Here is a 13,002-nt window from a genome sequence, read left to right as displayed (position 1 = left end):
TCGATGGTAGCGCGCAGAGTGCGGCTGGTTTCCAATAACCTTAAAGAATATATATCTGCTTTTTTATCATTTGACGGACTAAGCAAAGAGCTTCGATACTTCGTCCTGTTAGCGCTACCAAGCGCAACTGCCGGTTACCGGCTGCCACTCGCACGAGCGAGACCAGATCCCGCGGCATGCTCTTCGATGGCCCATCCTGCGGTGGGTCCGGTCTGGTCTCTCAAGGCAGTGAGCGTCATGCACGATCTCGTCAATTCCGCCGCCAGGAGCGGTACGTTTTCTTCGTTCTCCACCTTCCCGCCGTTGGCACCCCTGGCCGTGGCCGTCTTGCTGGCCGGGCCTGGGCAGACGGCCCTGGCGGCCGACGCCTCGGACAGTGGCGCCCAGGCCACTGCCTTGGGTGCCGTGACCGTCACCGCCACCCGTCGCGAGTCGACCCTGCAGGCCGTTCCGGTCGCTGTCTCGGTGGTGCAGGGCGAGCAGCTCGAGCGTGACAACCGCAACAGCGTCGCCAGCCTCGTCCAGCAGGTGCCGACCCTGAATTACCGGGCAGGCGCGTCGAACAAGGACACCTCGCTGTTCATCCGCGGCGTCGGCACCATCTCCACCTCGCCAGGCGTCGAGCCGACCGTCGCCACCGTGGTCGATGGCGTGGTCTTCGGCCGGCCCGGGCAATCGACCCTGGACCTGCTCGACCTGGCGCGCATCGAAGTGCTGCGCGGGCCGCAGGGCACCTTGTTCGGCAAGAACGCTTCGGCGGGCGTGCTCAACATCGTCAGCCGCCCGGTGCCGGAACAGACCGAAGGCTATGTCGACTATTCGCACTACGGCGGTGGCAACGAGAACCGCCTGCGCTTCGGCATCGGCGGGCGCCTGACCGACCAGCTCAAAGGTTCGCTGAGCACCCTGTGGGGCGACTACGAGGGCAATGTCGAGAACCAAGCCAACGGCCACGACGTCAATGGCTACGAACGCCAGGGCGTGCGCGGCAAGCTGGAGTTCGAGCCGCGCGAGGACCTGCAGCTGACCCTGATCGCCGACTACATGAAAGGCGAAGACACCCTGCCCAACGGGGTGCTCACCCGTGCCAGCAGCGCCTTCACCCGGCAGTTGCGTGGCGTGACGCCGAGCGACCACAACCGTGACATCGACAGTGACTTCAAGAGTCACGTCGAAGACCAGAACCAGGGCCTGTCGGCGCAGGTGGACTGGCAACTGGGCGACTACACGCTGACGTCCATCAGCGCCTGGCGCGGCTGGGACAACACCCAGTACCAGGACGGCGACCGCCGCGCCGCCTTGCCGGTCACGGCGTCCCACGACAAGGGCACGGTGGACTACGACCAGTTCAGCCAGGAAGTGCGTCTGGCCTCGCCCAAGGGCGCGTTCAACGAATACGTGCTCGGCGCCTTCTACATGCATGGCCGCTCCGACGAGACCTATCGGCGCCTGTCGGTCAACGGTGGCGTGGCCAGCACCGGCCGCGCCGACTACTCGACCACCAACGACAGCGTCGCGCTGTTCGGCGAGAACACCTTCAACCTCACCGACGACTTCCGAGCGATCCTCGGCCTGCGCTGGACCCACGATGACCTCGACTACGATCACCGCCGGGTGTCCAGCTCGGCGACCCCGGTCACCGGCATCCAGCCTTCGACGCGCAGCTCCGGTTCGGTCAGCGAGACCGGCTGGAGCGGCCGCACGGGCTTGCAATACGACTTCAACGAGCACCTGACCGGCTACATCACCTATTCCCGTGGCTACAAGGGCCCGGCCTACAACGTGTTCTTCAACATGCAGCCGCGTGACACCGGCGCCCTCAAGCCGGAAACGTCCGACGCCTACGAGATCGGTCTCAAGAGCACCGCCCTGGACAACCGCCTGGTCGCCAACCTGGCGCTGTTCCACACCGACTACAACGACTACCAGGCCAACTTCTTCGACACCGTGGCCAACCAGGTAGTGACTCGCCTGGTCAACGCCGGCAAGGTCAACACCCAAGGCGTCGAACTCGACGCCAGTCTCCAGGTGACCCCGCAGTTCAAGCTGTCCGGCGCGGTGGCCTACACCAAGGCGCGTATCGACCACTTCGACTGCCCGGCGGGTGCCGCGGCCAGCTGCAACATCGACGGCGGACACCTGCCGTTCACCCCGGACTGGAAGAGTTATCTGCGGGCCGACTACAGCATCCCCCTGGACAGCGGCCTGGATATCGAACTTTCCACCGACTACAGCTGGCAGGACGAGGTGCAGTTCAGCCTCGACCAGAACCCCGACACCCGTCAGGGCGCCTACGGCATCTGGAATGCCAGCGTGGCCCTGGCCGACTACGACGCGGGCTGGCGCGTGGCCCTGCTCGGCAAGAACCTGGGCGACCGGTCCTACGCGCAGATGCTCAACACCGGCGGCGACTATCTCTACCGCGCGGTGCCGCGTGACGACCAGCGCTATGTCGGCGTGCAGGTCCGCAAGGACTTCTGAGCCCCGTCCGACGGGCCGACCCTGCCTGCACCGTTACGGTCCGGTCGGGTCGGCGCGTCGTTTCATGACACCCCGTACACGAGCGCACCACCATGAACACACCTGTACGACACATGAGCCTCGGCGCCTTCGTCATGGCGACCGGGCACCATGTCGCCGCCTGGCGTCATCCCGAAGTGCCGAGCGATCCTTTGGACTTCGCCATCTACCGACGTGTGGCCCATATCGCCGAAGCGGCCTGCTTCGATGCCTTGTTCATCGCCGATAGCGTGGCCGCGCCCAGTGATGCGCTGGCCAGTCACAGTGCCCGCTCGGTGCACTTCGAGCCGCTGACGCTGCTGTCGGCGCTCAGCGCCGTCACCGAACGCATCGGCCTGATCAGCACGGCCACCACCAGCTACAACGAGCCCTACCACGTGGCCCGCGCGTTCGCCTCGCTCGATCACCTCTCCGGCGGGCGCGCCGGCTGGAACCTGGTGACCTCCGATGCCGCCGCCGAGGCTGGCAACTTCGGCCGCGACGCCCACATCCCCCATGCCGAGCGCTATGCCCGGGCGCGGGAATTCCAGCAGGTGGTGCAAGGGCTGTGGGACAGCTGGGCCGACGATGCCTTCGTGCGCGACAAGACGGTCGGCCTGTTCCATCGCCCGGACGGCGTGCGCCGCCTCGACCACCGCGGCGAGCATTTCTCGGTCGACGGCCCGCTCAACGTGGCGCGTTCACCCCAGGGGCGGCCCGTGCTGGTGCAGGCCGGCTCTTCCGAGGTCGGTCGCGAACTGGCGGCGCAGAGTGCCGAGGTGGTGTTCACCGCGCAACCTTCCCTGGCGAAGGCGCAGGCGTTCTATGCAGACGTGAAAGGGCGCCTGGCCCGGTTCGGGCGCAGCACCGAAGCGTTGAAGATCATGCCCGGTGTCTATGTGGTGACGGCCTCCAGTGAGGCGGAAGCGCAGGCCAAGCACGCGCACTTTCAGGCCCTGGTCGATCCCCGCGTGGGCGTTGCCTTGCTGGGGCGCATGCTTGGCAACTTCGATCTGTCCGGCTACCCGCTGGACGGCCCATTGCTCGACCTGCCCCTCACCGAGAACGGCCAGCGCAGCCGTCAGCAGTTGCTGACCGAGCTGGCCGGGGACGAGCAGTTGACCCTGGCCCAGCTCGGGCGCCGGATTGCCGGCGGGCGAGGGCACTACACCGTGATCGGCACCCCGGTCCAGGTGGCCGATGCCCTGCAGGCCTGGTTCGAGCACGGCGCTGCCGATGGCTTCAACGTGCTGGTCCCGCACCTGCCCCAGGGCCTCGAAGACTTCGCCATGCACGTGGTGCCCGAATTGCAGCGCCGCGGGCTGTTCCGCCAGCGCTACGAGGGTCGGACCCTGCGTGATCACCTGGGCCTGCAACGGCCTGCCAACCCTTACTTCACCGAACGAGGCTGCCCATGAGCTACGTCGCCCATCCGCAACGCTACGATCACATGCCTTACCGTCGCGTCGGCCGCAGTGGCCTGGTGCTGCCGGCGCTGTCCCTTGGCCTGTGGCACAACTTCGGCGACGCCACGCCCCTGGATACCCAGCGCGCCCTGCTGCGCACCGCGTTCGACGCGGGCATCAACCACTTCGACCTGGCCAACAACTACGGGCCACCGTACGGCAGCGCCGAAACCAACTTCGGCCGCCTGTTGCGCGAGGACCTGCGTGCCTACCGCGACGAGTTGATCATCTCCAGCAAGGCCGGCTGGGACATGTGGCCAGGGCCATACGGTCAGGGCGGCAGCTCGCGCAAGTACCTGATCGCCAGCCTCGACCAGAGCCTGCAGCGGCTGGGCCTGGACTACGTCGACGTCTTCTATTCGCACCGTTTCGACCCGGACACGCCCTTGGAGGAAACCGCAGCGGCGCTGGCCGACATCGTCCGGCAGGGCAAGGCGCTGTACATCGGCATCTCTTCGTACTCGGCCGGAAAGACGCGGGAGATCACCGCACTGCTGCAGGCGCGAGGGGTACCTCTGCTGATCCACCAACCGGCCTACAACCTGTTCAACCGCTGGATCGAACAGGACCTGCTGGACACCACCGAGGCGCTGGGCGCCGGTGTGATCGTGTTCACCGCACTGGCCCAGGGCCTGCTCAGCGACAAGTACCTGAACGGCATTCCTGACGACGCCCGCGTCAACCGCGCGGGCGGCAGCTCGTTGCGGCCCGAACACCTGAGCGACGCCAACCTGGCCCGCGCCCGCGCGCTCAATGCCATTGCCGCCCGCCGAGGGCAGAGCCTGGCGCAGCTGGCGCTGGCCTGGACCCTGCGCGATCCGCGGGTGACGTCGGCCCTGATCGGCGCCAGCCGCCCGGAACAGATCACCGAGAACGTGGCGGCCCTGGAAAACCTGGCTTTCAGCGACGAAGAGCTGGCCGAGATCGACCAGCACGCCGTCGAAGGCGGCATCAACCTGTGGGAAAAACCCTCGACCGATTGGAAGGAGTGAGCCATGAAGACCCTTCGACTGGCCTGGCTGTTGCTGCTGGCCCTGGCGGGCAGCAGCGCACTGGCGGCCGACCCGCAGAACCTGCGCATCGGCTATCAGAAAGGTTCGATCAACCTGGCCCTGGCCAAGGAACACCGACTGCTCGAACAGCGCTTTCCAGGCACGCAGGTGCAGTGGATCGAGTTCCCGGCCGGCCCGCAGATGCTCGAAGCCTTGAACGTCGGCAGCCTGGACATCGGCTCGACCGGCGACATCCCGCCGCTCTTCGCCCAGGCGGCCGGTGCCGACCTGCTGTACCTGGGGGCCGAGCCACCCAAGCCCCGGGCCGAGGTGATCCTGGTACCCAAGGACAGTCCCTTGACCCAGGTGGCCGACCTCAAAGGCAAGCGCATCGCCTTCCAGAAAGGCTCGAGCGCACACAACCTGCTGCTGCGGGCGTTGGGCAAGGCAGGATTGAGCCTGCGTGACGTGCAGCCGGTCTACCTGGCGCCTGCCGATGCGCGGGCGGCGTTCGAGCGGGGCAGCGTCGATGCCTGGGCGATCTGGGACCCGTTCTACTCGGCCATCGACCTGGAGGGGACCTCGCGGCTGCTGGCCAACGGGGAAGGGCTGGGCTTGACCGGGCCGTTCATGCTCGGCGCGCGTGGCTACGTCCAGGCGCATCCTCGGTTCGTGCAGGCCGTGCTCGACCAGATCACGGCAGCCGAAGCGCTGACACGCCACGACGAGGCAGGCAGCATCACGCTGCTGGCCGGGTTCATGGGGGTGTCCGAAGCCGTGGTCCGGCAAATCTTCAGCCACCGACCGGCATCGCCGATCCTGCCGGTGAGCGACGAGATCGTCGCGGCGCAACAGCGTACGGCGGACCTGTTTCTGGAAAACAAGGTGCTGCCGCGGCGGGTGGACGTGGCGGGGGCGGTGTGGCGGTGAGCGAATGGATGTACCGCACCCGTAGAGCGGGTGAGGCTGCCGATCATCGACAGGAGCGTGTTCAGCGTGGTGTGCATCGCGGGCAAGCCCGCTCCCACAAGCTGCTTGCGCAGCCATGACTGTGTTGATGGCTGCGGAGGTCTGGGTGGGAGCTGGCTTGCCCGCGATAGGGCCCTGTCAAGCGCAGCACACGGTCGGGCATGTACCGAGAAAGACAGTTGCTCCCACAAAGGGGAGCGCATCAGCCTGGCAGGCCAGCGATGTAGTCCAAACACCCCCCGGCACGCCACAGTCAGACAAGCTGCCGCGAGCCTGTGGGAGCGGGCTTGCCCGCGATCGGCCCCGGAGCGGCCGCCAGGTCAACGCTGTCTCAGATATAGATGAACAACGCCACCAGCGCCGCGACCACCACCCACTTCTCCAGGTAGTAGCGCATGCGGTTGCGCTTCTTCAGGGCCTTGCCGCGTGCCCTGATCGCATAGATCTTGGTGAACAGGCGGTTGATGCCGCCGGTCTTGTCCTTGGCATCGTTCGGGGCGGCCGCCGCGGACATCACATTGCGGCTGAACCAGCGGTTGAAGGCCGTCGCCCAGCGGTACTTCAAGGGCCGCTCGACGTCGCAGAACAGGATGATCCGCGTGTGTTCGGTGGTGTTGGCCGCGTAGTGGATGTAGGTCTCGTCGAACATCACCGCCTCGCCATCGCGCCAGGCATAGCGCTCGCCATCCACCTCGATGAAGCAGGCGTCGTCGTTCGGCGTGTCCAGCCCCAGGTGGTACCGGTAGGAACCTGCGTACGGGTCCCGGTGACGCACCAGCTTGGCGCCCGGCGGCAGGGTGGCGAACATCGCCGCCTTGACCGAGCCGATGCCTTGCAACAGCTCGGTGGTGCGCGGGCACAGGGTCATGGCCGAGGGGTGGCTCTCGCCGTACCACTTCAAATAAAAGCGTTTCCAGCCACTTTTGAAGAACGAGTTGAAGCCGACGTCGTCGTGGTTGTCGGACTTCTTGATCTCGCCCACCTGAAGCAACTGCTGTGCCTCGGCGCGGATCTCCTGCCAGTGGTCCTTCAGCGGCTGCAGCTCGGGAAAGGCCTCGACCGGCAGGTACGGCTTGGCTGGGTGGCGCGAGCACAGGTAGAGCAAGGTGTTGATCGGTGCCAGGAAGCTCGAGTGGTCGCCCAGTTGACGGGTCAGCTTGTGGCGCACGCGACCGCGCAGGTGGACATAGGCGATGGAGAAGACGAAGAGCAGTACGAGTGCGATTTTCATGGGAATACAGGTCAGCAGGTCGAGCCCAGGGCGTGAGCGTGCCAGCATAAACAAATGACCGACGGCTTTGTACACTTTGTTACGTTGGCAGGGGAACAATACGATCGCACCAATGCCGTGCCGCCCCCTCCAATCGTCATCGTCCGATTGGAAGCCCTCCTCATGAACACACGTGAAACCGGCCAACCCTTCAAGCGCCTGTTCGTCGCCGTCGAATGCGAGGCGCCGCAGCGCCAGGACATCGCCCGCTTTCGCCATGCCTTGAACCTGCGCGGTGGCAAACCGGTACCGCCTGGCCAGTTCCACCTGACGCTGCTTTTCCTGGGCGATGTCGACAGCCAGCAGGTGCCGGCCGTGTGCGCGGCCATCGAAAGTGTCAGCCGGCCTGCGGCGATGCGGTTGGTGCTCGATCGCCTGACGGTCTGGCAGCGCCCCGGTGTGCTGGTGCTCGAATCCCCCGACGCGCCCCCGGCGCTACGTCGTCTGGCCTATGACCTGCAACAGGCCGTGCTGCCGTGGGTGCCGCAGCCGCCGGCGCAGGAATACCGTCCTCACCTGACCTTGATGCGCGAGTTTCGCGGCCAGGTGCCGGAAGCCGCAATCGCGCCGGCGTTCTGGTTGAAGGTGCGGCAGTTCACGTTGTACGAGTCGTACAAGGGGCGCTACCTGCCCCTGGCCGATTGGGCACTGGCGTAATGGGCAGCAGGCGGCTTACACCGAGGCGAGGCGCGCCTGTTCCTGGCCTGGGCTGCAGTCGAACTGGCGCTTGTACTCGCGGCTGAACTGCGAGGTGCTCTGGTAGCCGACGCGGTGCGCGACCTGGGCCACGCCCAGCCCTTCGGCGATCAGCATCTGTTGGGCCTTGAGCAGGCGCAGGCGCTTGAGGTACTGGATCGGCGCCAGTTCCGTGCAGCGCTTGAAGTGTTCGTGGAAGGTCGACACGCTCATGTTGGCGCGTTCGGCCAGCGTGTCCACGTTCAACGGTTCGGCGTAATGCTCGCGCAGATAGCTCAACGCGGTGCCGATGCGTGCGAAGTGCCCTTGCTGTTCGACCAGCGCTCGCAATACCCCGGCCTGTGGCCCGCGCAATGCCGTGTACAGCACCTCGCGCACCCGCGCCGGCCCCAACACCCGCGCATCCACCGGATCCTGCAGGCAGCGCAACAGCCGTTTGACGCTGTCGCGCATCGGCGCGTCGAGCGCGGCCGAGGTCATCGACTGAGGCGTCTGCGCCTGTACGGGTACGTCGAGCATGGGCCCCATGCTCTGCACCAGATCGCCGAGCATCGCCCGGTCGATGTCCACCGCGACCCCGAGCAGGGGCGCCTCACGGGTGGCGAAGGTCTCGCACATGAACGGTACCGACAACGCCTGCACCAGATAGTGGCCGGCGCCGTACTCCAGGGTGCGCGGGCCCAGGCGTGCCAGCTTGCTGCCCTGGGCGAGGATCATCAGGCTGGGTTCGTAGATCTGCGGGCTGCTGGCCACGTAGTGGTCCCAGCTCAGCACCTTGACCTGGGGCAGGGCGGTCGGGACGAAGCCAGGCCGCACGGCCAGGGTTTCGATTAGCGCACAGAGCGACGCATTGGCGTCGAGGTGACGGGTCAGGTGCATGAGTGGCCTGGAAAGAGGATTGGACATGCGTATCTTCGCAGAACCAACGAGGGTTGGCAGCTGTCGCGTGAAGGTCCGGAGAATCAGGCATGAGGGCCGGAGGATCTGCGGTGGGCATGGGCGCGTTGTGCCTGCACACTGTCGACACTGAATCGTTTCATCGAGAGGTCCATCGCATGTACACCGCAATCGGCTATGCCGCCCAGACATCCACCAGCCCGCTGGCGCCCATGACCTTCGAACGCCGCAGCCCGCGTCCGGACGACGTGGCGATCGAGATCCTGTACTGCGGCGTCTGCCACTCCGATATCCACCAGGCGCGCAACGAGTGGGGCATCGCCGTGTACCCGCTGATGCCCGGTCACGAGATCGTCGGCCGTGTGACCGCCGTCGGTGACAAGGTCAGCCAGCACAAGGTCGGCGACTTGGTCGGCGTCGGCTGCATGGTCGACTCCTGCCGTCAGTGCCCGGCGTGCCAGGCCAATGAAGAACAGTACTGCCTGGAAGGCCCGACCATGACCTACGCCACCCCGGACCGGGTCGATGGCAGCAACACCATGGGCGGCTACTCCAACAGCATCGTGGTCAGCGAGCACTTCGTCGTGCGCATCCCCGCCAGCCTCGACCTGGCCAGCGCCGCACCGATCCTGTGCGCCGGTATCACCACCTACTCGCCGCTCAAGCACCACGGCGTCGGTCCTGGCCATAAAATCGGCGTGCTGGGCATGGGTGGCCTGGGCCACATGGGCATCAAGCTCGCCAAGGCCCTGGGCGCCGAAGTCACCTTGTTCACCCGTTCGGTGGCCAAGGCCGAAGAGGCCCGTCGCCAGGGTGCCGACCACGTGATCATCTCCAGCGATCCCGAGCAGATGCGTGCAGCGGCGGGGCGTTTCGACTTCCTGCTCGACACCATTCCGGTGCAGCACGACATCAACCCCTACCTGGAGACCCTGACCTTCGGGGGCGTGCATATCCTAGTCGGGCTGATCGAACCCATCGACCCACCGGTGCATGCGGCCAACCTGGTCATGAAGCGTCGCGTCCTGGCCGGTTCGCTCATCGGCGGTATCGCCGAGACCCAGGAAGTGCTGGACTTCTGCGCCGAGCACCAGATCACCTGCGACATCGAGATGCTGGACATCCGCAACATCAACGAAGCCTACGAGCGGATGATCGCTGGCGATGTGAAGTACCGGTTCGTGATCGACATGGCGACCCTGAAGGCCTGAAGAAACGAGCGGCAAGCGGCAAGCGGGCGGTAGTGCGATACGTCAGGCGTTGACAGGACGTTGAAGCGGCGCCGACCTTCTGGCTTGCAGCTTGCAGCTTGCAGCCCGTACCATGCCCGTATCTTCCCATTCCAACAACAACCTGCCCGCGCCTGGCCGAATACCGTCCAGGCGTTGGCGGGTCGTTGCGTTTTCGGAGTCCGCGTCCTGTCCATGCATACGTCCACCACCCCTCCCACCGCTGGCGGCAGCTGGCTGAGCGTCATCGCCCTGGCCCTGGCGGCGTTCATCTTCAACACCACCGAGTTCGTCCCGGTGGCGCTGCTCAGCGACATCGGCCGCAGTTTCGCCATGACCCCGGCACAGGTCGGCCTGATGCTGACCATCTATGCCTGGGTGGTCGCGCTGGCGTCGTTGCCGATGATGTTGCTGACCCGCAACGTCGAGCGCCGTCGCCTGCTGACCGTGGTCTTTGCTGTGTTCATCGTCAGTCACCTGCTGTCCTGGATGGCGCAGAGCTTCGCCATGCTGCTGGTCAGCCGGATCGGCATCGCCCTGGCGCATGCCATCTTCTGGTCGATCACCGCGTCGCTGGCAGTGCGGGTGGCGCCGCCGGGGCAGCAGGCCAAGGCGCTGGGGCTGTTGGCCACCGGCACCACGCTGGCCATGGTCTTGGGTATCCCGCTGGGCCGGGTGGTGGGCGAGAGCCTGGGCTGGCGGGTGACGTTCCTGTGCATCGGCGGGGTCGCACTGGCGACGCTGCTGTGCCTGATGAAGTCGCTGCCGCTGCTGCCGAGCCAGAACTCCGGGTCGCTGCGCAGTCTGCCGGTGCTGTTCAAGCGGCCGGCCCTGGTGGTCGTCTACCTGTTGGTCACCCTGGTGATCACCGCACAGTTCACCGCCTACAGCTACATCGAACCCTTCGCACTGCACGTGGCGCAGATCAGCGGTCAACAGACGACCGTGCTGTTGCTGCTGTTCGGTGGGGCGGGCGTGTTGGGGTCGGTGCTGTTCAGCCGTTACAGCGATCGGTTCCCCCATGGCCTGTTGCTGGGTTCGATCGGCATGCTGGCCGCCTGTCTGCTCCTGTTGCTGCCACTCTCCGGCCACTTCCCGGTGTTCGCCGGGTTGAGCATGCTCTGGGGGATCTCCATCCTCAGCTTCAGCCTGTCCTTGCAGTCGCGCACCTTGAAACTTGCCTCGGACGCCACCGACGTGGCCATGGCGCTGTTTTCCGGCATCTACAACATCGGCATCGGCGGCGGCGCGCTGCTCGGCAGTATCGTCAGCTCGCAGATGGGCGTGGCCAACATCGGCCTGGTCGGCGGCAGCGTGGCGCTGGTCGGCCTGGTGCTCGCGGCGCTGAACACGCGGCGTTTCGCTCAGGCCTTGCCGAGTGTCCCGACGGATCGCTGAGTCAAGGCGGGCGAAGGCTCAGGTCACAGCCACAGCGCTGACCAGGCCGACGCCAGCAACAGGATCGCCAGTGCCTGGTTGAGGCGCCTGAGTGCCCGAGGGCTGTTCAGCCAGGACGCGCTCGCAGCGCCCAGGGCGGCCCACAGGGTCATGCAGGGCACGGCCACCAGCAGGAAGGCGGCCGCCAGCCAGGCAATGGCCGCAGCCGAGCCCTCGGCAGCGGGCAGGGCGAAGACGCTGACCACCGCCATCGCCATCATCCATACCTTCGGATTGATCACCTGCAAGAGGGCCAGGCTCACAAGGCTCTGGCGAGGCGGAGCATCGGCTGGCAACGGCTGACCTGCGGCGCGCAGCATCTGCCAGGCCATCACGCTCAACCAGGCGATGCCGAACCAGGCCATCGCCTGCTCGATCAGCGGATGGCGCACCAGCAGCGTACCCAGTCCAAGGCCCACCAGCAGCACCACGCCAGCGGCCGACACGCAGGCGGCCAGCACCAGGGGCAGGGTGCGGCGGGTGCCGACCCGGGCGCCCTCGGCCAGGATCAGCACATTGCTGGGGCCGGGGCTGATACTGGCGACGAGGGCGAACAACAGAAACGACAACGAAACGGCGGACATGGCAAGCGCTCCTGGACATCGAGCCATCAGCCTGCCGCATGCCAGGCTAGCGGTCTGGAAGGTTTGAGCAACGCCGTCGGTAGTCCGCCGGGGTCAGGCGGTACGCCCGCTGAAACCAGCGGCCCAGGTGGCTCTGGTCGGCAAACCCCACGGCGCTGGCCACATGGACCGGCGTGTCGCCACGGGCCAGCAGTTCGCGAGCCTTGGCCAGGCGCACCTGCACCAGATAGGCATGGGGCGGCAGGCCGAACGCACTGCGAAAGGCCCGGGTCAGCCTGAAGCGGTCCACCTGGCAGGCCTCGGCCAGGCTGTCCAGGCTCAGGTCCTGGGCGTAGCAGGCATGGATGAGTTCCTGTGCCCGGCGTGCTACCCCAGGCAGGCGAGGGTCGGGGTTCATCTGACGACGCCAGTGCACGTGGCGGGTCAGGTGGGCGAGCAGGTCATCCAGGGCCACGTCCTGGGCCATGCGCAGCGAGCCGCCGTGGACGGCCTGGAACGCGCGCGCGATCGACCGGGCCAGGATCGGGTCTTCGCTTAACGTATCGGCAAACCCGGGCAGGCAGTGGGCAGGTGCCTGCTCGAACAGGGCGCACAAGGCGCTTTCGAGCCAGTCGGGGCGCAGGTAGAGCGTCGAATAGGTGAAGCCGTCCTCGGTCGGCGCATGCCCGTCGTGCAGTTCCCCGGGTTCGAGCAGGAACACCTGGCCGGGTGTGCTGTGATGGCGCAGGCGCCGGCAATGGAACTGCTGCACGCCTTGCTCGGTGAAGCCGATCAGGAAGCTGTCGTGCCAATGCGGTTCATAGGCATGCCCTTTGAAATGCGCGCGTACCGATTCGATGCCGGTGTCCGCGTGCAGAGCGAGGTCGATCCAGTTGTCCATGGGCGGCCCGCGACAAGGAGAGAGCGTCAACTGTACGACAGGGGACGGGTGAATGCTGGAAGATTTGTGCACAGGAAGGCATG

General features: G+C 66.2%; 11 protein-coding genes. 7 read left to right on the top strand and 4 right to left on the bottom strand.

Going from position 1 to position 13,002, the window contains the following annotated elements; genetic code table 11:
- Window positions 1-303 precede the first annotated feature (303 nt).
- From APT63_10690 to APT63_10675, 4 genes are all read left to right on the top strand, one after another.
- Window positions 304-2,481: a TonB-dependent receptor gene (locus tag APT63_10690; GenBank protein ID AMA46056.1), complete on the top strand. Its 2,178-nt coding sequence runs from the start codon at window positions 304-306 to the stop codon at window positions 2,479-2,481.
- A gap of 92 nt (window positions 2,482-2,573) precedes the next feature.
- Window positions 2,574-3,917, top strand: coding sequence for a nitrilotriacetate monooxygenase (locus APT63_10685; GenBank protein AMA46055.1), 1,344 nt, complete (start codon window positions 2,574-2,576; stop codon window positions 3,915-3,917).
- The gene (locus APT63_10680) at window positions 3,914-4,957 is read left to right on the top strand and encodes an L-glyceraldehyde 3-phosphate reductase (GenBank protein ID AMA46054.1); all 1,044 of its coding nucleotides are present in this window, start codon (window positions 3,914-3,916) and stop codon (window positions 4,955-4,957) included. Before APT63_10685 ends, APT63_10680 begins: the two co-directional genes overlap by 4 nt.
- A 3-nt stretch (window positions 4,958-4,960) precedes the next feature.
- Window positions 4,961-5,887, top strand: a complete 927-nt coding sequence (locus tag APT63_10675; GenBank protein ID AMA46053.1) for a sulfonate ABC transporter substrate-binding protein — start codon at window positions 4,961-4,963, stop codon at window positions 5,885-5,887.
- A gap of 370 nt (window positions 5,888-6,257) precedes the next feature.
- Here APT63_10675 and APT63_10670 read toward each other — a convergent pair whose 3' ends face one another.
- On the bottom strand, window positions 6,258-7,157 hold the full coding sequence (locus APT63_10670; protein ID AMA47860.1) for an aspartyl beta-hydroxylase: 900 nt from the start codon (window positions 7,155-7,157) through the stop codon (window positions 6,258-6,260).
- Window positions 7,158-7,319: 162 nt separating this feature from the next.
- Between APT63_10670 and APT63_10665 the strand changes: the two genes are divergently transcribed.
- Window positions 7,320-7,853: a 2'-5' RNA ligase gene (locus APT63_10665; protein AMA46052.1), complete on the top strand. Its 534-nt coding sequence runs from the start codon at window positions 7,320-7,322 to the stop codon at window positions 7,851-7,853.
- Between the two features lie 15 nt (window positions 7,854-7,868).
- Here APT63_10665 and APT63_10660 read toward each other — a convergent pair whose 3' ends face one another.
- On the bottom strand, window positions 7,869-8,771 hold the full coding sequence (locus APT63_10660; GenBank protein ID AMA46051.1) for an AraC family transcriptional regulator: 903 nt from the start codon (window positions 8,769-8,771) through the stop codon (window positions 7,869-7,871).
- A 176-nt stretch (window positions 8,772-8,947) separates the two neighbouring features.
- Between APT63_10660 and APT63_10655 the strand changes: the two genes are divergently transcribed.
- Together APT63_10655 and APT63_10650 are read left to right on the top strand one after the other, a co-directional pair.
- Entirely contained in the window at window positions 8,948-10,000 is a 1,053-nt protein-coding gene (locus APT63_10655) for a hydroxyacid dehydrogenase (GenBank protein AMA46050.1), read from the top strand.
- A gap of 213 nt (window positions 10,001-10,213) precedes the next feature.
- Entirely contained in the window at window positions 10,214-11,416 is a 1,203-nt protein-coding gene (locus APT63_10650) for an MFS transporter (GenBank protein ID AMA46049.1), read from the top strand.
- Between the two features lie 23 nt (window positions 11,417-11,439).
- Here APT63_10650 and APT63_10645 read toward each other — a convergent pair whose 3' ends face one another.
- Window positions 11,440-12,039: a hypothetical protein gene (locus tag APT63_10645; protein ID AMA46048.1), complete on the bottom strand. Its 600-nt coding sequence runs from the start codon at window positions 12,037-12,039 to the stop codon at window positions 11,440-11,442.
- 46 nt (window positions 12,040-12,085) lie between these two features.
- Window positions 12,086-12,919: an AraC family transcriptional regulator gene (locus APT63_10640; protein AMA46047.1), complete on the bottom strand. Its 834-nt coding sequence runs from the start codon at window positions 12,917-12,919 to the stop codon at window positions 12,086-12,088.
- Window positions 12,920-13,002 lie beyond the last annotated feature (83 nt).

Origin of the sequence: Pseudomonas monteilii (genome assembly GCA_001534745.1) — a bacterium.
Lineage (GTDB): Bacteria > Pseudomonadota > Gammaproteobacteria > Pseudomonadales > Pseudomonadaceae > Aquipseudomonas > Aquipseudomonas alabamensis.
This window is presented reverse-complemented; position numbering and strand designations above follow the sequence as displayed.

Bases quoted from the DNA above. Each gene is read 5' to 3' on its own strand.
- APT63_10685 (AMA46055.1), top strand. From the start codon at position 2,574: ATGAACACACCTGTACGACACATGAGCCTCGGCGCCTTCGTCATGGCG.
- APT63_10645 (AMA46048.1), bottom strand. From the start codon at position 12,039: ATGTCCGCCGTTTCGTTGTCGTTTCTGTTGTTCGCCCTCGTCGCCAGT.
- APT63_10640 (AMA46047.1), bottom strand. From the start codon at position 12,919: ATGGACAACTGGATCGACCTCGCTCTGCACGCGGACACCGGCATCGAA.
- APT63_10655 (AMA46050.1), top strand. From the start codon at position 8,948: ATGTACACCGCAATCGGCTATGCCGCCCAGACATCCACCAGCCCGCTG.
- APT63_10650 (AMA46049.1), top strand. From the start codon at position 10,214: ATGCATACGTCCACCACCCCTCCCACCGCTGGCGGCAGCTGGCTGAGC.
- APT63_10660 (AMA46051.1), bottom strand. From the start codon at position 8,771: ATGCACCTGACCCGTCACCTCGACGCCAATGCGTCGCTCTGTGCGCTA.
- APT63_10670 (AMA47860.1), bottom strand. From the start codon at position 7,157: ATGAAAATCGCACTCGTACTGCTCTTCGTCTTCTCCATCGCCTATGTC.
- APT63_10665 (AMA46052.1), top strand. From the start codon at position 7,320: ATGAACACACGTGAAACCGGCCAACCCTTCAAGCGCCTGTTCGTCGCC.
- APT63_10680 (AMA46054.1), top strand. From the start codon at position 3,914: ATGAGCTACGTCGCCCATCCGCAACGCTACGATCACATGCCTTACCGT.
- APT63_10675 (AMA46053.1), top strand. From the start codon at position 4,961: ATGAAGACCCTTCGACTGGCCTGGCTGTTGCTGCTGGCCCTGGCGGGC.